The following is a 20,934-nucleotide window of genomic DNA, read 5'->3' as shown; positions in this document are numbered from 1 at the left end:
TCAAATACTTGACTTACTTGAACACTACAAATATAGGGGACATTACAGATTTTTGTATAAAAAATTTGCAATACGAATTCAGTCTAAATTAGCGGAAAAAAGGTTAAACTGTTTAGAATCAGTATAATTACAAAGAATGGAAAATTAAGCTAACACAGTAATCTGAGAACTACGTAAACAAGCCTTAACAATACTATTTAATTCGATCATAAATTTAGCTCCATCTAACAAATCTCTTAAATTCAAAACATCTTGAACTGCCAGGAGAAAGCAACGTTCTGTTCGAAAAGGCATTACCAATGTAAAATCCGCAGAACGTGCAGTGTCTGTTAGCATTTTCTCGACATCAATATTATCTATTGATTTCTTAAATTTAAAAAAGTCTGACACCGAAAAAGATGTCGTTGAACCCGCAAATTCCATCCAATAGCAGTTTTTACGACTACACTGATATATGGCACCAGTTTCAGTTTTAAAGACCTCTTCTACATTTGTTAATGGACAGATTTTGTTTGACATTTCTTAATTCATTATGATGAAGCAAAAATAATCATTATTTATAATCAATCCAAGTAAGTTTTAAATTATTTTGAACAATTATAAATAGTTGTCTTTAGCATAAAAAGAAGCCCAGATGCGCATTGTTAACTCCTTGTTTTACACAAAAAAAGACTAATCATAATGATTAGTCTTTCATTTATTAAACTATTATATACTAATATTCTTCTTCTTCAGTCGTCAAGATCTCTTTATGATTACTGGCCTGTGTTTTAGTTTTGGTCTTATGTTTATTAATCTGTCTCCTTAAGGATTCTACTGCAATATCAGTTGCTTCTTCAAAACTCTTAGCTTGTCCTTTTGCAAAAAGTTGACTCCCTGGTATATTTATTTTAATTTCCGATACCTTATTAGATTCATCATCTACATTTTCTAAACGTAAATAGCATTCTCCACCAATGATTGAGTCTAAAAACTGATTCAATTTACCTGTTTTTCTTTGGATAAACTCAATTAGCTTTTGATCAGCATTAAATTTAATTGATTGCACAGTAATGTTCATTTTTCCTCCTTTTTTTAAGCTTTTGGATGAGCTTGTTTATAAATAGACTTTAACCGCTCCGCAGAATTATGCGTGTAGACTTGTGTTGCCGCAAGCCCCGCATGCCCGAGGAGCTCCTTTATTGCATTAAGATCTGCACCATTGTCCAATAATGCTGTCGCGAAAGTATGTCGCAAAATATGCGGACTTCTCTTCTGTTGTGAAGAAACCATCGACAGACATTTATGCACAATTCTATAGATCAATTTCTCGTAGGCCGGTTTTCCCTCTTTAGTAACGATTAAGAAACTTGATTTATTATTTTCAATGTATAAACTTTTAGCGTGTAAATAAAGCTGTAGCTCTTTTATTAATGTCCCATTAATAGGAACTAACCTTTCCTTACTCCTTTTACCGAATATAAGAATATTTTTGTTATAATAATCAATATCTCTATCCTGAATTTGTAATAATTCTGCAAGTCGAATACCTGTACCAAATAAAAGTTCCATCACCAATTTATTTCGACGACTTTCAAAATCATGCACGTTCTCTTCTAAGTGGTCCAGCAACAACATCAATTTATCCTTCTCAACTACCACTGGTAACTTCTTAGGCATTTTCAGAGCTTTCACTTGTATCGGATTATCTTTCACAATATCCTCCCGCTGTAAGAACTTATAATAAGTCCGTAATGCCGAGATGCTTCGATTCACTGTCGTAGCCGATTTATTCGCTTCTGTCATCATGGCGAAATAATGACGCATATCACGATGGCCAACCTCTTCGAATGGAAGATGTTCATTCTCTAGAAACACTAAAAACAGACTAATTTCATGTAAATAAGCTATTAAAGTGTGTTTAGAGTAGCGCCTTTCATATTGAAGATACCGTTCAAACTCTTTTATATACATAATCCATTCTATTTGTAACTAATTTACCGAATTAAAGCGCATAAAAAAAGGGAAAAGTAAACTTTTCCCTTTTTTATATCTTTTTAGAAACCTTAGATTGAAACCTCTTGGTTTAATCCTTGTTTGTAGATCGCTTTCTTAACTTGAATACGACGAGTTACAGATCTCTTTTCATAAGCTTGACGAGAACGTAGTTCTCTTAAAACTCCTGTTTTTTCGAATTTCTTCTTGAAACGTTTTAATGCTCTATCTAAAGATTCTCCTTCTTTTACATTTACGATAATCATGCTCTGTATATACCTCCTTTCGTAGCCTTTTAATTTTTAAAGTGATGCAAAGGTACAATTATGATTGAGATATACAAAAAGAATCTCACTATTTTTTCAATAAGCCTTCACGATAAATTAAATCATATAAGGTATCAGGTTTAGTGAGCAAATAAGTTTTTAATCCCAATTCACTCGCAGTCTTTAAATGCTGTGGACTGTCATCTATAAAAACCGTCTCATCGGGGACCAAACCATTTTCCTTTAATACAAATTGGAAAATCTCAACATTAGGTTTACGCATACCCATTAAATGTGAATAATAGTCTTTTTCAAAAAAAGCTGTATTATCATCGAGGTCAAAATTATTTTTTAAATAATCCATAATCCAACCATAATGAATTTCGTTATTATTGCTCAATAAAAATAAGCGATATTCATTTTTAAGATCGAGCAATAATTCATGATTTCCATCCGTCACACCAATTAACATGGCATTCCATGCAGCATCTATTTGTGTATCCGTCAAAGAATATATACCGGAAATTTCACGAATTCCATCTCGAAATGCTTTTGCGGGAATTTTTCCTTGTTCAAAATCATCAAAAAGTTTTGTTTGTGCTCGGTGACCATAATAATCTCGTACATTTTTGATTCCCAACTCACTAAAGGCAGACTCCATCCTCAAAAAGTCGATCATAAAGACCACATCTCCATAATCGAGGATAATATTTTTAATTTTTTTCATCTTTTTATTTTGAAATATCAATACAAATATCAATATTTGCATCGTCAAAACGCGGTAAACGTTACATTTTGACAAAATATAATAACCGCTCCTATAGCTCAGTTGGTTAGAGTAGAAGACTCATAATCTTTTGGTCACTGGTTCGAGCCCAGTTGGGAGCACTGTTTAGAAAGCCTTACTTTTAGTGAGGCTTTTTTGTTTATGGCGGAAGAAACACGATATTGATTAAAATTAAAACTGTAATGTTGTAACAACTATTTGGAGTTTATTTGAAGCAGCTTTAAATTTCAAGATCTCCATTTAAATCCTTCCACTCCGCCTCTTGCAAAGCTATTCATCTCATTTCTCTAAAAGCAAATATACAGGACTAATAGTGTTATCAAAAAAATATTGAGTAAAATTAGATATGTTGAATAAACAATTTTCAAAACTATTGATAAATAAACACGCGCTTATTATTTATAACAAATCTATCGATGGAAATAAAAAAAGGTCGTGTTAGACTTAACGCGACCTTTTCATCTACCTATGAAAAACATGCCCTTTTGGGATGGGCTTCACAAAGCTAAAATTTTTTTTTCACAAATAAGGGAAAATACCAAAAATAATGCGCAAACTACTGATTTTCAGATCATTTTTTTTCACAACAAACAATTCAAATGTATTATTTTTTAAAATATTAATCCATTAAAAGATGAATCAGGCACTGTTGTAATAATAAATTATTGGAGACAAAAAAAAATGGTTAAGCACTTATCGTACTTAACCATTTTTTATGCTATATAAAACTAAAATTTACTATTTCAATTTATCTAACCAATCTTCTACCTCTTCCTTAGTTTTTCCGGTTTTCTTTTGAAGTTTACCTAATAATTCATCTTCTTTTCCCTCGGCGTACAATAGATCGTCATCCGTTAGATCTGCATATTGTTGTTTCACTTTACCTTTTAGTTCGTTCCAACGACCTTTCCATGTTAATTCGCTCATAATAAAATCTCCTTTTTTAAAGTAAATACTATAGATATAACACTTAGGAAGTGAAATTGTTTTCATGCGCTGGATAATTTGATTCGATTAACAAATATTTAACAGTACGGTAAAAAGAAATTTCTATTGTTGATTTAAAAAGAAGTACCTTCAACAATTCAAAAACATTCAACTTTTCTAATTTCTAATTGTTTAGTATGTTGAATATGGGCAATTCACTAATATTTATTCAGAACCTATACTTTCAATAGCTCTCAAGCCAAGCACAACAGCCATGAAAAGCTATCGTGCCTAGCTTGAGGATCAAATACATATATAAATAATTTTTTTAACACCATGTACATTCCTTAAAAAATAAATACGATCATTCTTAATAAACTCATTAAAAATAACAATGATCACCGAATACCATTATATCAACCTGTTTCAGTCATGAAACATAAATAAGGTAAATTCATCAAAAACAGCTGAACTAAAAAATCAGGCATATCAAATCATTTAATTATTTAAAAAATTTAAGAATTCAACATGAAAATAGCCTACATCAGTACTTATTTGCCAAAACAATGTGGAATAGCAACTTTTACCAATGATTTACTACAATCCATAGACCATCAGGATTCAACTATTACCCAACATATTATTGCTCTTTCAGACCGATCTTATTCTTATAATGAGGAAGTTGTTTTCGAAATTAACCCCCAACAGCAATTAGATTATATCCAAGCAGCCAATTTTATTAACGAGAATAAATATGATTGTGTAGTGCTGGAACATGAATATGGTATTTTTGGAGGTAATAGCGGTGTTTACATACTCTCTTTGATCAATTTACTTCATATGCCCTTATTGGTCAACTTACATACTATATTAGAAAAACCAAATATTGATGAAAGAGCAATATTGATTGAAATTGCAAAAAGAGCTTCTATCATAGTAGTCATGAGTTCCTATGCAATTGGACTTCTCCAAAAAATATATCATGTACATGAAAACAAAATACGTTTAATACCTCATGGAGTTCCAGCCTTTGATTACCAACAGAACGATGCAAAAGAAAAACTACAGTTGACAGATAGACGCATCATCCTTACTTTTGGCTTTATAGCTCGTAACAAAGGAATTGAAACAGTTATACATGCACTTCCAAAGGTCGTACAAGAATATCCTAATACTGTTTACCTTATTGTAGGAAAAACGCATCCAAACGTTTTATTGGAATCTGGCGAAGAATATCGGGAGTATCTAACTGCCTTAATAAAACAAATGGGCTTGGAAAACAACATCATTTTTGTCAATGATTTTGTCAGTAACGAAACCCTAACCACCTACTTAACGGCATGTGATATCTATATTACTCCCTATATTAATGAAGCTCAGATTACGAGTGGAACATTATCATTTGCTGTAGGGGCTGGAGCGGCTGTATTATCTACTCCCTATTGGCATGCGAAAGATTTATTGGCAGATGGAAGAGGCATTTTATTTGATTTTAAAAATCATAAAGAATTAAAGAATATTCTCATTGACCTATTTGATAACCCTAAAAAACTAGAAGAACTTAGAAGTAGGGCTCGCCATCATGGTGAAAAAATGACCTGGAACAAATTAGGCGGATCTTATGTCAAGTTACTCCAAAAGCTCTCCTCTACACAAGTAAATCTCGACACCGATATAAAAATAACGATGTTAGAGCGTTTTCCAAAATTCAGATGGGATCATCTTGATCGATTGACAAATTATGTAGGAATTATTCAACATGCCACATTTGCAACACCTAACTATCGAGAAGGATACTGTTTGGATGACAACGCGAGAGCACTTTTGGTTAGCCTCATGCAATATGAAGCCTTTGGAGAAAAGGATACTAGAAAGAGAATCTCAACCTATCTTAATTACATTTACTATGCTCAAAGAGAGGACGGACTATTTCATAACTTCATGAATTTTCAGAATGAATTTTTAGAAGAAGTCGGATCTGAAGATTCTTTTGGTAGGGCTATATGGGCATTGGGATATCTATTTAATACAGCACCTTTTGTTGACTTCTATCAGTTAGGATCAAATATGTTTTTTAAAGCTATGCCACACTTTGAGAATTTAAAATCTATACGTGCTATCGCTTATACGATGATGGGTATTGCTGAATATCTAAAACAACAGCCAAATGATGAAAGAGTCACAGAGTTACTCCGTAAACTGGCTTTTAAATTAGTACATGAATATGATTCCAGTGCTGATGATGAGTGGAAATGGTTTGAACCCGTTCTGGCATATGACAATGCGATTATCCCACTGGCAATACTCATGTCAACCAAATATTTAAATGATGATAAACTTAGAAAAATAGGATTTTCAAGCTTTTATTTTCTCGAAAATATCATTATGCAAAATGGGTTTTTATCTATTATTGGCAACCAAAAATGGGCAAAACAAAATCAGAATATAAGCAAATTCGGACAACAGCCCATTGATGTTACAGCCACAGTACTTTTATTTAGGGAGGTATTTGAAATCACTAAAAATGAAGAATATTTTGAAAAAATGATTCGATCTTTTGAATGGTTTTTAGGCGAAAATGACCTTAAGCTCCCGCTATATGATCACAGCACCAAAGGATGCTGTGATGGGTTAGAAACTTATGGCATTAACCGCAATCAAGGAGCAGAAAGCACGTTATGTTATTTTATAGCCTACTTAACTGTTTATAAGTCTTTAAAAATCAAATTTCAGGTTGAAGAATAGCCTGAATCAACTCATTCAAGTTAATGGTCGCATAAGTCGAGGCATAGTCCGACATGGCGTAAGGCATAATTAACTGATCATTATGAACTATAGCACCACATGAATAGACAACATTTGGGACATACCCTTCTCTTTCCATATCATTAGGGGTTAAAATGGGGAGACTAAGGCGTCCAATTTCTATATGTGGATTTTCCAAATCTAATAATGAAGCCCCAATTGAATACTCGCGCATAGGGCCAACAGAGTGTGTAATAATTAACCATCCGGCTGCGGTTTCAATTGGGGAACCGCAGTTTCCGATCTGTATAAACTCATATGGACTTTCAGGTTCTTGCACTAAATGAATAGCTTCATTCCAAATGTTGATATAATCGGAATAGGCGATATAATTATTTTCACCATCAATACGACATAGCATAGCATATTTCCCTTTGATCTTTCGCGGAAAAATCGCGGCACCTTTATTTGCAATTTCTCCATGGATGGGCTTGACTGTAAAATGATAAAAATCCTTAGTTGTCAATAGTTTTGGTAAAATACTAAATCCGTCATATGCAGTATAAGTTGCATAATAAATAACCTCTCCCTTCGGTGTTATAAAACGAACAAATCTCGCATCTTCAATCCCCCTTTTTTCAGTATCAGAAATTGGAAAAATAACCCTTTCAGATATTGAAGTATCCAAAGAGAAAGTCATCTCATAATGCGATGAAGCGAGCCATATCGCTTGCTTCAATATACTATCATTATCCTCTGTATGCTCTATTTCAGCACGTATTCCCTCCACATATCTCTTCAGCTCCTCATATGTAAATGTTTCTGTTAGATTTTCGCTAAGCTTTTGCATAGCCGTCGCATCTTTTGGATGCAACTCAACCAATTTAGAAATGAAGCTATTCTTATTATACCGATGATTCTTAATATTGATAGGCTTGTCCAACAATGTTCCCACAACATCTAGATGAATATTATTTTCCGTATCAATATAACCAGAGCGGAATACGATCGAAGATACATGCCCCTCACCGGTTGCTCTAAAACTGATAATAACCCTCTTCTCCCCTTTATAAAGCTCGCTCTGATCTGGATGCTCAACAATAGATGGATTAAACAAAGCTGCCGATTCTATGGAATATTCCATCGTAAAATAAGAACCAATTAATAATTTGGCTGTCATCGATATTTTATCCGTCGGCATTTCTAATCTTTCCAATAGATGTCTTATGCGATCAAAATTACGCTCAAACACCTTCACAATACTGCGGTGTCGCTGAGAATAACTTCGCAAAACCTGTCCAAAAACTTCCTTTTGTTTTTCATCCGATAATTGTAGTACCCGACGAATTACTTTAATGGAACGTTCATCACCTAGTGAAAAAAAACGAGCAAGGACACGTTTGGTATCAGGCCTAAAATAAATATCTTTCCGATTAACTTGAACGGGTTTATACATACATATCAACAATAAAAGTGACTAATAAATTCTTTTTATAAAACACATCAATGATCACATTGTTATACAATTTAAGCACAAAAGATTATTAACAGTTATAAAAATCTTATTTTTAATTATTTAGAAGTACTTTCTACAGAGAAATATCATTCAAATTATAACGATTGTATGGTAAGTATAAAACACGTATTCGCTAAAAAACGGACCATTTATAAGCAATTTCGCAAAAAATTAATCCAGTTCAAATGTGCTATTTTATCTAAAGCATCCTCACTATATCCCCTTTGTGACAATATATCAAAAACCAACTGCATATCAGCAATAGTTTTCAGGTCATATGGACATTGTTCTTTACCAAAAGCGCCGTCAAGATCACTTCCTACACCGACATGATTTGTATTACCGGCCAATTGACAGATATGGTCAATATGATTGGCCATTACCTCTAATGAACAATTCATTGTCTTAGGTTCAGATACGCCTCTTACCCATCTGGGAACCATCATCCAGGCATCTAAAGCCACCCCAATTACTGCTTTTTTCGAAATCAAGATTTTGATCATATCATCGCTAAATTGTCTATTATGGTTGACAAGTGCGCGACAGTTGTTGTGACTAGCCCATATTGGACCATTAAATCTATCCATAGCATCCCAAAAAGCATCATCATTAAGATGAGTTGCATCTAAAATAACATTAAGGCGTTCCATCTCCCTTAATAACGCTATTCCCTTTGCATTTAGTCTCCCATTTGAGTCCGTACCATTCGCATACCTTCCTGGTCCATAATGAGCTGGCCCAACCGCACGTAATCCCTGCTCATAAGCATATTCGAGATAAGATAAATCAATTAAAGAATCGGCTCCCTCTAAACTTAGCAGAAAACCGATTGGTTTATTTGATTTATTGGTCTCATCATTCCAAAGAATGATATGCTCTTCTAAATCCGTTTTAGTTTTGATCATGCGCATATGCCCATCCTTTTCCATTGCTCTATACCAAGCTAATTGCCCTTGTGTTTGTGCCCAAGCTTGTTCTGGAGAATACCAACCAGGCAAAGAACTTCCCTTCTCCACGTATCTTGCAATTTGAGTAGCGACAACTAGGCCAATATTCCCCCTTTTCAGTTCACCAAAAGAGACTGTTGCATTTCCACGATCAGGTTTATCGTCCATCCCCTGCTCTCTACTATTTAGTTCAGCAATCGGAAGTCTTAAATCCCGATTCCATTCCATTGCATTCATACTAAGATCTAAATGCGCATCAAAAATCAATCTTTGTTTTTTCATCCTTTAGAAATTAATCTTTCTATCTCTAGCGGTAACATACCAATAATTATCGACCTCTCCATCAGTGATGACCACCAATTTTTCGTACAATGCCACAGTTGGACATATATGCTTTGGTACAGCATAGAAAGCTGCACCTATTTCGTATACTTGTGCATTTGGAACCTTTACGACCATATGTTCTTCACTTTGGCTTACGACTTCAAGATCGGGTTGATCTAAAAATTTGACACGCGGTAAAGCTGATTCACTTGCGACAGCTTTATATCCCAAATCCAAACAAATATGATGCTGATCAACAATACTTATAACACGGGTTAACAGTAATGCCGCATAATCAAAAGGTTGCTCTTTTAGAGTTTCTCCATAACCATAGTCCCAAAATACAAACGTTCCTGGACTACAAATCACATCAGTTCTATCTGCGTGAAAAGTAAAAGAAGGTGAACCTCCGATAATCATCCTTGATATTGAGCTACATAATTGGTTTAATAATAAATGTGCTTTACTTAATAATGCATATGATATAGCACTTTGTTCTTCTCTGATTTTGAGATCAGGGTCATGGATATGACCATCATATCCATGTACCCCCATCAAACGAAGCCCTGGAAGTGACAGTATGGTCACGGCTAACTTCTCGACCTCTTCCAATGCTACCCCCGTCCTATTCATCCCAATATTTACATCAATATACACATCCATAGAGCAGTCTGCTAAAACACATGCCCTATTTAATGCCCGAGCGCTCTCATTATGATCGATTAAGCACGAATAATTGGTTTTACCATAATGTTTTTTGAGCTTAATCAGACGCTCAATCTTAGGACCTGTTGGCTGATAAGCCAATAGGACGTCTTTAGCTCCTACATCTCCCAAAATTTCAGCTTCAGCTATAGTAGCACATTTAAATTGATTTATACCCGCTTTCCTTAAAGCAATACAGACATCTGTCGATTTATTTGTTTTGACATGTGGACGAATCCGGCTACAATCGCCCCCTACCATCTCAATAGCTTTTTGAATATTATCGACAACCCGCTCTTCATAAACCAGGAGTGCGGGAGAGTCTACTTCAGAAACATCATTTAATTCATACCAATGCTTAATCATACTGTTTCATGTAATTCAAACAAAGCTTCTATTTCTACAGGAATATTATCCGGAAGTGATCCAAATCCAACCGCACTACGCGTTCCTATTCCATTCTCAGTTCCCCAAACAGCAGCAAACAATTCACTGCAACCATTAATAATAGCTGGATGTGCTTCAAAATCAGAAGTACAATTGACCATTCCCAACACCTTGATTACACGTTTTATACGATTAAGGCTACCTAGATTAGTTTTTATAGTAGAAAGCATTGTTAATCCGACCTGTCTTGCGGCAAGTTTACCTTCCTCAGGATTAATGCTTGCTCCTATTCGACCGATAATTAATGATGCATCATCTTGTACAGGCCCATGACCAGATAAATAGAGATATTTACCATCAATTACAAAAGGTTTATAAACACCCTTAGGTGCAGGTGCCGGAGGTAATGTTAAACCTAATTTTTCAAATTGTTCATCTGCGTTATAATTCATAATATGTTATATATTTTATGTTATTCAAATTATTATTTAAGGTAATTAAATTTTAAGTAATGATCATATCCAACGCTAGGACAGCAAGTAAACCGACAACAGATACTATAGCTTCCATGATTGACCATGATAAAAGCGTATCCTTAACACTCAACCCAAAGTATTCTTTAAATAGCCAAAAACCAGCATCGTTAACATGTGAAAACATCAAACTGCCTGCTCCAATTGCGAGAACCATCAAACTTGGATGAATATGCCCACCTGTAGCTAGTGGCAATAACACACCAGCCGCTGTTAACGCAGCCACTGTTGCTGAACCGATACATCCTCGTATCACAGCAGTTATTAACCACGCTAAAACCAATGGATGAATGGGTAAAGTCTGTAAATAATTAGCGAGTGCCAAACTGACCCCACTATCTTCCATTACTTGTTTGAATACACCTGAGCCTGCAATAATAAATAAAATCATTGCTATATCTCTCACAGCTCCATCAAAGATCTCCATAATTGACTTGATACTTCGCCCCTGTTTTATGCCCAAGCTATATCCTGCAAATAAAATAGCCAGTAACATAACGAGGGTTGGATTTGAAATGAATTTCACCCAAGACAATAATTTTTCATTATCCGTATCAATTACATATGGAAGAACAGTACCGATAATCAATAAAAAAACCGGAAATAGCGAGGCTAAAAAACTAATCCATGCACTGGGCACACTATAATCACTACCTACTTCAGTACCAACCGGTTTAAAAAACAGCTCGTGCTTTGGTCTTATATTTCGTAGTGTCATTCCAAAAATAGGACCTCCTATAATTATTGCAGGAGTTGCAATTAGCAGCCCGTAAATCAATGTTACTCCCATATCGGCATGAAATAATGCCACTAGTGCCACAGGAGAAGGATGCGGGGGTATGAATCCATGTGTCACTGATAATGCGGCAAGCATAGGAAGACCAATATATACGGCAGGAAGTTTATAGCGATAGGATATTGAAAATATCAGTGGCACTAACAGGACAAATCCTACTCCATAAAAAAGAGGGATTCCGACTATAAAACCAGTCAACATCAAACCCCATTGGATATACTTCTCTCCCATTAATCGTACCATGACTGCCGCTATACGCTCGGCGGCTCCAGTATCTGCAACAATTTTCCCAAGCATAGCACCTAGTACCAAAATTAACATGAGGCTTCCCATTACTGAGCCAATACCTTTTTCAATAGCGAGAATAAGACGCTCCAAAGGCATGCCTAGCAAAATTCCAGAAATAACAGAAACTATTAAAAAAGATAGAAAAGCATTTATTTTTGCCTGTGTAATAAGAACAATTAGCAAAAACAAGCTTAATACAATGACGGTCAAGATCATTAGAGCAAGTTTAGGTCTATCCCAAAAGCATGTTTGCTTCAGAATATTGGTTCAATAAATCATTTTTTTCAATAATGAAGTTAGTGAACTAAACTCATAACTCCTAAAAAATATAAAAATAAAATCCTTTCAAACCTCTTCCCCAGTACAATAATGAAAAACTATATCAATCGTAATTTATTACAAGAAACCATTAATTTAATATATGTTGATGATTATTTTTATATCATAAAATTTATGACAAAAAGAACAATAGCTATTTTAAAACGAATAAGAAGGATGAAAAATAATTATCCGACAAAATTGAATGACAAATATTAGTGATTGAAACGCTTATTTGCATATCCATCTACAATTATACGAAGTTTATCACCTAGACTTGGATGTATATGAAAATAACCAGAAGGTTTACCTTTAACACGATAACTATTTAGTTTTTCATTCACACGCTTACTTCTAATATTATGTAAATTTCGATCGATGGCGGGATTTAAAACAACATAATTATCTTCAAAGTTAAAAATATACACTTGATCTATCCTAAAATATAAAGCTATATTAATATGTAAAAAGTGACACTCTGCTAATACTATTTCCGGATTTTCATCACCAAAGATAAACGGAATATCCAATCCGGAATCTAACAAACAGTAATCAAAGCCATCACCGTAAACATAAATTACGATATTAAAATTAACATCTCCAATGGGTTCAACTTCCAACTCTTCTGTAGAATTAATTAACTTCTCAACCCTTTTAATCAATTCGTCATTTGGATTTTCCTCACACTTTGGCCCTTCATTTTCTTTTATTGGAAGCTTTCTAAAATCATCTAAACTAAACTGATCTCCAGCTTTACCATAACTTTGATTATAGGCAAAAACCATCGCATTTTTAAAAATAGACTGAAAACCTTTTATAAAATGTAAAACAATAACACCAGCAATCAATACAGTGACTCCAGACAATATTATATAAACAGTATCTATCAAACCCCACTTATCCTCACTAGTAAATTCATTATAGCCAGGTCCAAATAAAAGAAAATATATACAAAATACACTAACCATAGGCAAATAGGGTAACAATTTCACCAAAGCATAATCAACATTTTCATTTTGTAGATATTCAAAAAAGAATATGGGAGAAACAAAAAATGTCGTTACAAGAGTTAATGAACTTATTACAAGCAAAGAGTAAAGAATATAAGTCCCATTTATAGAAGCTTTATCTAAAGCATTTACAATTATGAGTTTATGATATTGAAGAAAAACAACACTGATAACGACAACGAGTATACATAGCAGAATGTACAATACTATAGATCTTAGTCCAAGATTATTTTGAAATAACTTTCGCATAAGCTTTGATTTTATTGGTTATATAAATTTATTAATTTTTTATTTAAAAATCAAATATTAAACATGAACACAGCAATCTTACATGATAGTCAAAAAAAACAAAATAAAAATTAACTACTTAAGAGATATTTTTTTGATCTGTAGTTTTTAAAAAGTAATGCTTAATGTTACAGGCTGCAAACCCTAATAAATTATCAATGTAAATAGTATATTCAATTCTTATTGAAAGTATTCAAGAATCTGCTACTAAATGTTAAAAGCTCAAAAAATCTATTTTTAAATGCAGTAGGATATCTCTATATTATAAATTAATTTAATCTAACATTAAAACAATAAATAAAAACAACAACACCAAAGATTAACCACAAATCAAATGCATAAAAAAGGTCAGAACTAAAACTTCTGACTCACCTCTATGTTGCAATACAAAGTAAAACAATTTACCTTTAAACATTATTACTAATTTTATAGATAAAAAAACTCGCTAATATTAATAACACCAGTCTTTCCATCAATACCAATTAAATAATTCTGAGGAATTGCTTTGATACCCTATAGTTTTGATGCCTCATTATTGCATCCTTTCAAATCCGACACTTGAAGAAAAATTAAAAGCATTTTTTTTAAACTCCTCCCTTATGATTAAAGCCAATTCACCTCAAGTACTTTATAAAAGCACCACCATAACAAATATGAATAAATAGCTATAACCATATGTAATACCCAATAACAAATCGCCATTTCTATTAAGATTTTGTGTTTACGACATTTGTACCATTCAAAAATACAAATAAGAGAAGGATTAGTAACGAAAGGATAAGGATGGAAATAAAAGACAAAATAGTACTTCGAAAGAATAATCGTCTCCAACAAATTATATTTGTAACAATAGCTATCTCTTGCTGTATACCAGCACTCATCTCACCTCCTATAGCACTCCTACTAGGAATAATTATTGCCCAAACAGTTGGGCATCCTTACCTCCATCTCAATCAAAAAGTAACACATATTTTATTACAGGCTTCTGTGGTGGGCTTAGGTTTTGGCATGCAAGTAGACAAAGCGCTAGAAACAGGAAAAACAAGTTTTCTATTTACGTTGACCTTCCTCTCATTTACATTAATTATTGGTTATCTCCTTGGTAAACTTTTGAAAATAGAAAATAAAACATCTTTCCTAATAGCTGTCGGCACAGCTATTTGTGGTGGAAGCGCAATAGCGGCTATTTCCCCTGTTATCAGAGTACAAGAAAAACAACTTTCTATTGCATTAGGGACTATATTTACCCTTAATGCTGCTGCACTGTTTATATTTCCTGCAGTTGGACATGCGCTTGATCTTTCTCAACTTCAATTCGGAATATGGAGTGCTATCGCTATTCATGACACCAGCTCGGTAGTCGGCGCTGCCAATAAATATGGTCCTGAGGCATTAGCAATAGCAACAACAGCTAAATTAGGTAGAGCATTATGGATCATACCTGTTGCTTTTTTAGCAGCTTATTTGTTTAAAACCAATGATCCAAAAGTAAAAATTCCGTGGTTTATAGGACTTTTTGTAGTAGCCATGTTGGCAAATAGTTATATACCAAGCATCCATAACTATCAGCATATCATTACTTCTTTTGCAAAAACAGGTTTAACACTAACTCTTTTTCTAATAGGTTGTGGACTAAGCCGTAAACTCATTATCGAGATGGGTATCAAACCATTACTTCAAGGAATAATACTTTGGGTCATCATTTCCCTGCTTTCTTTAGGGGCTGTACTTTACTTTTTTTAATTTTTCCCATCATAAATGAAGAGAACAGTAAATCTAAATTTCTTAAAAAGGAACGCAGAAGATTATGTACGGTATAAGCATTATTCAACTCTTTTCATTTATCGAAACAGCCTAAACCGATTCTTATCGATTATGCTTTTACCTGCCATTCCATTATTCAGTCAGTTCCCTTATACTGCTCAAAATCTTCACATATACCCATCGATACTATACAAATTATTGTCTAGTATTTTCGCGACATTTAGAAGATAAATAATTGTAAATTTTGATAAATACCATCTTTAGTTTAGTAAAACTTTTACATCAAAATAATCCGTAAAACAATTTAAAAATAACATATTAAATTAAAACCATTTACAGATCAATATGTTATATATTTAAAGGATAGCAGTTATCATTTATTTAAAGCTATACCAAATCAGTCAACAACGAAAAACATCAATATTTAATTTTAAAGCTATGAGCAACACTGACTTAGATTCTGTACAAATGCCAGAGGGTTATCTTGAAAAAGTATACCTTTCGGCGCTAGAAATTGCACGAAGAGAAGGATTTATAGAAGGCGAACGACACCTAAGAGAAGCCTTAACGCAATTTCCGGAATACATCGATCAAGTATTAAGGAGGCTAAAACAGACTTGCTCCCTATAAACTGGAAATAAACTTTTAAAGAATTTAATTCCTAGTTGTAAACAGTAAAATTCATTCACTATGCGCGCTATTTGGACGGGAGCTATAGGATTTGGGCTCGTTAATATTCCAGTAAAATTATACAGTGCTACGGAAAGTAGCAGTCTAGATCTGGATATGCTCGATCGTAAAGACCAAGCTAATATTAAATTTAAAAGAGTAAACGAAAAAACCGGAAAAGAAGTTGTTTGGGAAAACATTGTGAAAGGATATTTTCTTAAAGATCATTATGTCATCTTAGAAGATGCTGACTTTGAAGAAGCGAGTCCAGAAAAAACAAAGATTATTGGCTTACATGCTTTTGTACAACTCAACGAAGTTGATAGCATCTATTTTGACACTCCTTATTATCTTGAACCTCAAAAAGGTGGCGAAAAAGCGTATCAATTACTCACAAAAGCACTTGAAAAGAGTAAAACTGCTGGACTTGGATCATTCGTCATGCGCAATGTTGAACACCTTGCCATAGTCAGACCCTACAAGGGCACATTATTGCTTAATAAGATCCGATATGAGCAAGAGATTAGGGCTATTTCTGAGTTAAAGTTACCCACTACAATCAAAATTCAGAAGAATGAAATGGATATGGCTCTTCAACTCATAAAACAACATAGCAAACCATTTGACATCAGTAAATACAAGAATGAATATACTGAAGATCTGCTAAAAATAATCAAACAAAAAGATAAAGGAAAAAGAGCAACAATCAGAAAAATTAGTATAGACAATACGAAGGCCAGCGATCTACTCGCCAAGCTAAAAGCAAGTCTCGCATAAATGACCATATTTTACGAAAAGAACTTTTGAATAAAAAATACATGTTATCTCAGCGTAAGAAACGTCTTATCAATAAATCATAATTTCACAAGCATTCTCAATCATCTATAAAAGACAATTTCTAGAATTAGGTAAAAAAGACTTATCTTACATCTGTTTATTGTTTGTGAATCAACAGGCCATAATTTTGGATTAAAGATCAAGCATCAAGCATTTTAAATAGATATTTTTAGGATTTACCCCAATTGATTTATTAAACATGATACATCTTGAATCTAGTTTTCATGAGATTACAGATACCATAGGCGGTACACATGACATCTTTAAAACTCTTTACTTCCCCACGGAAAAAAAAGCCAAAGCAACAATACTCATATTGCACGGCATGCAGGAACATAGTGGACGTTATGATGATTTTGCAAGATTTCTCGCAACAAACGGCTTTTTAGTAATGACCTATGATCATCTGGGACATGGTCGCTCCGTTAAAAATAAAGATGCATTAGGATTTATACAACGCGAAAACCCGGGAGTTAGATTAGTAGACGATGGTATTGAGATGGCAAAATTAATTGCAAAACAGTATCCCGATCTACCACATTTTATTATAGGACATTCTATGGGTTCTTTTATTACCCGTTGTGTTTTACAAGAAATTGGTGATCTATTCCATGGAGCCGTACTCATCGGTACAGGTACAATGGATAAATCCGCTGTTGTAGGAGAAAGACTACTCGCTTTATTGAACAAAATGTTTCCTAAAACCAGATCAAGTTTTATTAACTATTCATTTGGTGCATTTAATAATAAAAAATTTAAAAATGAACCTAACCAAAAAAATAGCAACTGGTTGAGTTTAGCAAAAGAAAACCGTGACCATTTTTTAGCTGATACACTATGTGGAATTCCATTTTCCAACAACGCTTTTTATGCGACTGCATATGTTGCCAATCGTGGTTCCGGTCCAAACTGGACGGATGGCATTCCAAATCAACTTCCATTTCTATTAGAAAGCGGTGAAGAAGATCCTATAGGTAATTTTGGAAAAGGTGTTATTAAGACCGCTGAAGATCTTATTGATCACGGCAATCTGGATGTAAAATACCATCTGCATCCGATGATGCGTCATGAACTTCTCAATGAATCGATCAAAGAAAAGGTATATATCGAAATCTTACAATGGCTTGAAAGTAAATTGCCTTTTGAATCGATCTCTTTGACTGAGCATCCTTAAGTCTCAAAAAATAAGGATCACTATATTTAGCGATCCTTATTTGATTAGAGCTTCACTTATTTTTGATTTCTCACAAATGCTGTGAATTTATCTTTGTAATCCAAGAAAGTAAACTCTTCTAACAAGGTTGCATAATTACGTTTATCTATACAATTCGGATACAGCTTTTGTGCTGCAGATAGCTTTCCCTGATCCCAACTTAGTTCTTTGAGAATTCTTTTAATCGAAGCAACAGGAAAAGCGACCTTTCCACTTACAGTTCCGAGTACTTTAAGTTTATCGTCATCAAATCCATTCTGTCTCATTGCTTTAATCAGATCATTCAGCTCAACCTCAGTCATTCTCTCCAGATAATCACGATCGACAGGTTGATTTTTTATAAAATCCATCAATTTATTTTTACTATCTCCAAAAGCAAGTTGATCAGTTAAGTTCATATAGTTTCTTTTTTCCGGGCAATTAGGATAGGCCATTTTTGCAAAAGCAATCTTACCCTCATCCCAAGAAAACTTCTTAAGTACCTCTCTGATTTGATTCACCGAAAATGCAACCTGAGGAGCAGTCATACCAGCTATTTTCAATTTGTCATTATCGAATCCAGCTTGATCTATCGTTTTCAAAAAAGCATTAAACTCTGCATTCGTCATGTGTTCTCCATAATAATCATCACCACCAGATCCTGGATCAAACTCTCCCTCAATCATTTGCTTAGGGCGACCGTAAATAAATACATGTGCTGTACGCGAGTCAGGCATATCCTCTTCTGCAGGAAATAAAGCATACAAAGTCAAACTACGAGTTCTGTTACTTCTGGAAGCATTAGCCAAATAAGTCAAATCCAAAAAAGAACCTTCTTCATTAACCATTGAAATACCCCTTTTTAAAAGTGTCGATTTTTCTCTTCCGACAAAATCAACCTGAATATCGTAGCTATGGTCTTTCATCCGCTCCACTCTGATTTGTTTCGTGGGCCGTTCGTTATACTGAATTCCATTGATGTATAAGTAGAATGCTTCCTGATCCGAAAATACAGTTACATTTCCTCCTCGACTACTTCGATTTTGACCGTGAACAAGGCAAAAGCAAAACAAAAAAACAGCAATTAAATAAGATTTCTTTAACATAAAAAAGGATTGATGGTGTCTATATTCGACAGACATAAATATAAAAGGATTAACGCAAGTAACAATTTATTTTAATAGAGATGATTGATTGGCATTCTTATTAAAAATGCTTTATTTAAAAATTTCATTCATTTAGATCTCTCGTCATCTTTAATAATCAATATATTATACAACTAAATTTCCCCATTAATGAGATATAGTGAAATTTAATCTTTATATTCATTTAGTGATAAGAAATATATCATTATAAACCAATATAAAATCCTATTAATATATGACACAAGTAGTCAAAATTATCTTGTTTATTATTTTTTGTCAGGTAACTGCGCAAGCACAAGAAGTGACCATTTATGGCAATATTTATGGAAAAAATCCTATTCCGAAATATATTTATCGGTTATATGAAGGTAGCAAATTAGATCAGCAGCAAATTGTCAATAAGCGTTTTAGCTTTAAACTAAAAAAAGAAATAACGAAAGATATTTCGGGTTCAGAAACTTTTATCGTTTCTGATTCGATTTATAAAGATTTTAATGCATTAAATATAGCTTTTAGCAATGGGGACATTAATCCCAATAGAGATTTAATCTCCGTAATTATTGATCGTAAAAATATAAACTGCAGTATCGATAATGACACAAAAATTATATATGTTAAAAATTCGATTTTAAATGAGAAGATGCAAAAAATCGTAGCAATAAATAGGGAATTTGGCGATCCGCTATTACAAACTGATAATAGCCGTCAAGAAGAATGGGATCGTAACAAACTAGCGCAATATTTAATTATTTTGAATAATTATCCTCAATCATTGGTATCCTATGAGATGTTATTATCTATGATAGCTAACCCCTCGTTTTACTATGTAAATTCGGGGCATGTATACAAAAATCGAGAACAAATTTTAAACACGGTTTTACGCATCGATACTGCAACTATTGGAAGTAAAAAAGCAACCTTACTCTATAATGCCTATGACAACATGGTTTTAACCTATAGTGATAAGAAAAACGCTCTATTTCCTTTAATCACATTAACATCGCAAAATAATAAGGTTAAAAGTCTAAAAGAAGTTAGTGGTAATTCAAACTATCTAGTTATTGATTTTTGGCACACTGCATGTGGCCCTTGTAGACAGCAACATCCCGAATTCTCAAGAATATCAAAAGCATATGCAGATCAAAGTCAATTAAAGTTTATAAGCATATCGATGGACAGTAAAATGCAGGATTGGAGATTATATTTACAAAACCACAATTTTAACTTTATCAATTATTGGTTAGATTCAAAGCAATACCCGGCTTTCCAAGTTGAAGCCGGCATAGTGTCATACCCTCGTTATATTCTAGTCGATATGAGAACCAATCGGATTGTGAATGGTAATATCAAAATAGAACATCTAACAACATTATTAGAAAATATACTTAAAGAAAACTCATAAACATTTCAAAATACTAATAAGTCATGGTCAAGAGCTATTAAAAAAATGCTTCCATGTTTTTTGTAATTTCATTTTTAATGAAATAAAACACTTTGTTTCATTATATTTGACATA

General features: G+C 33.5%; 19 protein-coding genes and 1 tRNA gene. 7 read left to right on the top strand and 13 right to left on the bottom strand.

Features of this window, described 5'->3' with window-relative positions; genetic code table 11:
• Positions 1-144: 144 nt before the first annotated feature.
• From EDF66_RS10610 to EDF66_RS10590, 5 genes are all read right to left on the bottom strand, one after another.
• The gene (locus tag EDF66_RS10610; protein ID WP_021190396.1) at positions 145-519 is read right to left on the bottom strand and encodes a DUF6686 family protein; all 375 of its coding nucleotides are present in this window, start codon (positions 517-519) and stop codon (positions 145-147) included.
• Between the two features lie 196 nt (positions 520-715).
• Entirely contained in the window at positions 716-1,060 is a 345-nt protein-coding gene (gene hpf / locus EDF66_RS10605; RefSeq protein WP_132773528.1) for a ribosome hibernation-promoting factor, HPF/YfiA family, read from the bottom strand.
• A gap of 14 nt (positions 1,061-1,074) precedes the next feature.
• Positions 1,075-1,953: a tyrosine-type recombinase/integrase gene (locus EDF66_RS10600; RefSeq protein WP_021190398.1), complete on the bottom strand. Its 879-nt coding sequence runs from the start codon at positions 1,951-1,953 to the stop codon at positions 1,075-1,077.
• 92 nt (positions 1,954-2,045) lie between these two features.
• On the bottom strand, positions 2,046-2,240 hold the full coding sequence (gene rpsU, locus EDF66_RS10595) for a 30S ribosomal protein S21 (RefSeq protein WP_021190399.1): 195 nt from the start codon (positions 2,238-2,240) through the stop codon (positions 2,046-2,048).
• An 88-nt stretch (positions 2,241-2,328) separates the two neighbouring features.
• Positions 2,329-2,967, bottom strand: a complete 639-nt coding sequence (locus EDF66_RS10590) for an HAD family hydrolase (RefSeq protein WP_207898588.1) — start codon at positions 2,965-2,967, stop codon at positions 2,329-2,331.
• 87 nt (positions 2,968-3,054) lie between these two features.
• On the opposite strand from EDF66_RS10590, the gene EDF66_RS10585 reads away from it, so the two are divergent.
• Positions 3,055-3,128, top strand: a tRNA-Ile gene (locus EDF66_RS10585).
• A gap of 637 nt (positions 3,129-3,765) precedes the next feature.
• On the opposite strand, the gene EDF66_RS10580 is transcribed toward EDF66_RS10585, so the two are convergent.
• Positions 3,766-3,954, bottom strand: a complete 189-nt coding sequence (locus tag EDF66_RS10580; protein ID WP_031289203.1) for a CsbD family protein — start codon at positions 3,952-3,954, stop codon at positions 3,766-3,768.
• Positions 3,955-4,482: 528 nt separating this feature from the next.
• Between EDF66_RS10580 and EDF66_RS10575 the strand changes: the two genes are divergently transcribed.
• Positions 4,483-6,699 carry a glycosyltransferase family 4 protein gene (locus EDF66_RS10575; protein WP_132773523.1) on the top strand — a complete coding sequence of 739 codons (2,217 nt, stop codon included), beginning with the start codon at positions 4,483-4,485 and terminating at the stop codon, positions 6,697-6,699.
• On the opposite strand, the gene EDF66_RS10570 is transcribed toward EDF66_RS10575, so the two are convergent.
• The 6 genes from EDF66_RS10570 to EDF66_RS10545 all read right to left on the bottom strand — a co-directional run bounded on the left by EDF66_RS10570 (position 6,677) and on the right by EDF66_RS10545 (position 13,772).
• Positions 6,677-8,155, bottom strand: a complete 1,479-nt coding sequence (locus tag EDF66_RS10570) for a glycoside hydrolase family 130 protein (protein WP_132842510.1) — start codon at positions 8,153-8,155, stop codon at positions 6,677-6,679. The two genes, EDF66_RS10575 and EDF66_RS10570, sit on opposite strands and share 23 nt — an antisense overlap.
• A gap of 209 nt (positions 8,156-8,364) precedes the next feature.
• A complete protein-coding gene (locus EDF66_RS10565) occupies positions 8,365-9,444 on the bottom strand; it encodes a dipeptidase (RefSeq protein ID WP_132842508.1) in 1,080 nt (359 codons plus the stop codon).
• A 3-nt stretch (positions 9,445-9,447) separates the two neighbouring features.
• The gene (locus EDF66_RS10560; RefSeq protein ID WP_207898586.1) at positions 9,448-10,557 is read right to left on the bottom strand and encodes a D-TA family PLP-dependent enzyme; all 1,110 of its coding nucleotides are present in this window, start codon (positions 10,555-10,557) and stop codon (positions 9,448-9,450) included.
• A complete protein-coding gene (locus EDF66_RS10555; protein WP_132842507.1) occupies positions 10,554-11,030 on the bottom strand; it encodes a RidA family protein in 477 nt (158 codons plus the stop codon). The genes EDF66_RS10560 and EDF66_RS10555 overlap by 4 nt, the downstream gene beginning before the upstream one ends.
• Positions 11,031-11,082: 52 nt before the next feature.
• Positions 11,083-12,411, bottom strand: a complete 1,329-nt coding sequence (locus EDF66_RS10550; protein ID WP_132842505.1) for a gluconate:H+ symporter — start codon at positions 12,409-12,411, stop codon at positions 11,083-11,085.
• A gap of 317 nt (positions 12,412-12,728) precedes the next feature.
• Positions 12,729-13,772, bottom strand: coding sequence for a hypothetical protein (locus tag EDF66_RS10545; RefSeq protein WP_132842503.1), 1,044 nt, complete (start codon positions 13,770-13,772; stop codon positions 12,729-12,731).
• Between the two features lie 822 nt (positions 13,773-14,594).
• On the opposite strand from EDF66_RS10545, the gene EDF66_RS10540 reads away from it, so the two are divergent.
• From EDF66_RS10540 to EDF66_RS10525, 4 genes are all read left to right on the top strand, one after another.
• A complete protein-coding gene (locus EDF66_RS10540; RefSeq protein WP_132842502.1) occupies positions 14,595-15,554 on the top strand; it encodes a YeiH family protein in 960 nt (319 codons plus the stop codon).
• A 459-nt stretch (positions 15,555-16,013) separates the two neighbouring features.
• Complete coding sequence (locus EDF66_RS10535) at positions 16,014-16,205, top strand: hypothetical protein (protein WP_021190072.1); 192 nt, start codon at positions 16,014-16,016, stop codon at positions 16,203-16,205.
• A 60-nt stretch (positions 16,206-16,265) separates the two neighbouring features.
• Positions 16,266-17,021 (top strand): Ku protein, encoded by a 756-nt coding sequence (locus tag EDF66_RS10530; RefSeq protein ID WP_021190073.1) that lies wholly within the window; start codon positions 16,266-16,268, stop codon positions 17,019-17,021.
• 259 nt (positions 17,022-17,280) lie between these two features.
• The gene (locus EDF66_RS10525) at positions 17,281-18,255 is read left to right on the top strand and encodes an alpha/beta fold hydrolase (RefSeq protein ID WP_132842500.1); all 975 of its coding nucleotides are present in this window, start codon (positions 17,281-17,283) and stop codon (positions 18,253-18,255) included.
• Between the two features lie 56 nt (positions 18,256-18,311).
• Here EDF66_RS10525 and EDF66_RS10520 read toward each other — a convergent pair whose 3' ends face one another.
• Positions 18,312-19,379 carry a DUF4476 domain-containing protein gene (locus tag EDF66_RS10520; protein ID WP_165902418.1) on the bottom strand — a complete coding sequence of 356 codons (1,068 nt, stop codon included), beginning with the start codon at positions 19,377-19,379 and terminating at the stop codon, positions 18,312-18,314.
• 298 nt (positions 19,380-19,677) lie between these two features.
• Here EDF66_RS10520 and EDF66_RS10515 point away from each other — a divergent pair, with 298 nt between their 5' ends.
• Complete coding sequence (locus EDF66_RS10515; RefSeq protein ID WP_165902417.1) at positions 19,678-20,820, top strand: TlpA family protein disulfide reductase; 1,143 nt, start codon at positions 19,678-19,680, stop codon at positions 20,818-20,820.
• Positions 20,821-20,934: the final 114 nt, after the last annotated feature.

Source organism: Sphingobacterium sp. JUb20 (assembly GCF_004342035.1).
Lineage (GTDB): Bacteria > Bacteroidota > Bacteroidia > Sphingobacteriales > Sphingobacteriaceae > Sphingobacterium > Sphingobacterium anhuiense.
Note: the sequence above shows the minus strand (reverse complement) of the source record. Positions and strands in the feature narration are given on the sequence as shown.

Excerpts from the sequence above, each read along its gene's own strand:
- EDF66_RS10610 (WP_021190396.1), bottom strand. The coding sequence starts at position 519 with ATGTCAAACAAAATCTGTCCATTAACAAATGTAGAAGAGGTCTTTAAA.
- hpf (WP_132773528.1), bottom strand. The coding sequence starts at position 1,060 with ATGAACATTACTGTGCAATCAATTAAATTTAATGCTGATCAAAAGCTA.
- EDF66_RS10600 (WP_021190398.1), bottom strand. The coding sequence starts at position 1,953 with ATGTATATAAAAGAGTTTGAACGGTATCTTCAATATGAAAGGCGCTAC.
- rpsU (WP_021190399.1), bottom strand. The coding sequence starts at position 2,240 with ATGATTATCGTAAATGTAAAAGAAGGAGAATCTTTAGATAGAGCATTA.
- EDF66_RS10590 (WP_207898588.1), bottom strand. The coding sequence starts at position 2,967 with ATGAAAAAAATTAAAAATATTATCCTCGATTATGGAGATGTGGTCTTT.
- EDF66_RS10580 (WP_031289203.1), bottom strand. The coding sequence starts at position 3,954 with ATGAGCGAATTAACATGGAAAGGTCGTTGGAACGAACTAAAAGGTAAA.
- EDF66_RS10575 (WP_132773523.1), top strand. The coding sequence starts at position 4,483 with ATGAAAATAGCCTACATCAGTACTTATTTGCCAAAACAATGTGGAATA.
- EDF66_RS10570 (WP_132842510.1), bottom strand. The coding sequence starts at position 8,155 with ATGTATAAACCCGTTCAAGTTAATCGGAAAGATATTTATTTTAGGCCT.
- EDF66_RS10565 (WP_132842508.1), bottom strand. The coding sequence starts at position 9,444 with ATGAAAAAACAAAGATTGATTTTTGATGCGCATTTAGATCTTAGTATG.
- EDF66_RS10560 (WP_207898586.1), bottom strand. The coding sequence starts at position 10,557 with ATGATTAAGCATTGGTATGAATTAAATGATGTTTCTGAAGTAGACTCT.
- EDF66_RS10555 (WP_132842507.1), bottom strand. The coding sequence starts at position 11,030 with ATGAATTATAACGCAGATGAACAATTTGAAAAATTAGGTTTAACATTA.
- EDF66_RS10550 (WP_132842505.1), bottom strand. The coding sequence starts at position 12,411 with ATGATCTTGACCGTCATTGTATTAAGCTTGTTTTTGCTAATTGTTCTT.
- EDF66_RS10545 (WP_132842503.1), bottom strand. The coding sequence starts at position 13,772 with ATGCGAAAGTTATTTCAAAATAATCTTGGACTAAGATCTATAGTATTG.
- EDF66_RS10540 (WP_132842502.1), top strand. The coding sequence starts at position 14,595 with ATGGAAATAAAAGACAAAATAGTACTTCGAAAGAATAATCGTCTCCAA.
- EDF66_RS10535 (WP_021190072.1), top strand. The coding sequence starts at position 16,014 with ATGAGCAACACTGACTTAGATTCTGTACAAATGCCAGAGGGTTATCTT.
- EDF66_RS10530 (WP_021190073.1), top strand. The coding sequence starts at position 16,266 with ATGCGCGCTATTTGGACGGGAGCTATAGGATTTGGGCTCGTTAATATT.
- EDF66_RS10525 (WP_132842500.1), top strand. The coding sequence starts at position 17,281 with ATGATACATCTTGAATCTAGTTTTCATGAGATTACAGATACCATAGGC.
- EDF66_RS10520 (WP_165902418.1), bottom strand. The coding sequence starts at position 19,379 with ATGTTAAAGAAATCTTATTTAATTGCTGTTTTTTTGTTTTGCTTTTGC.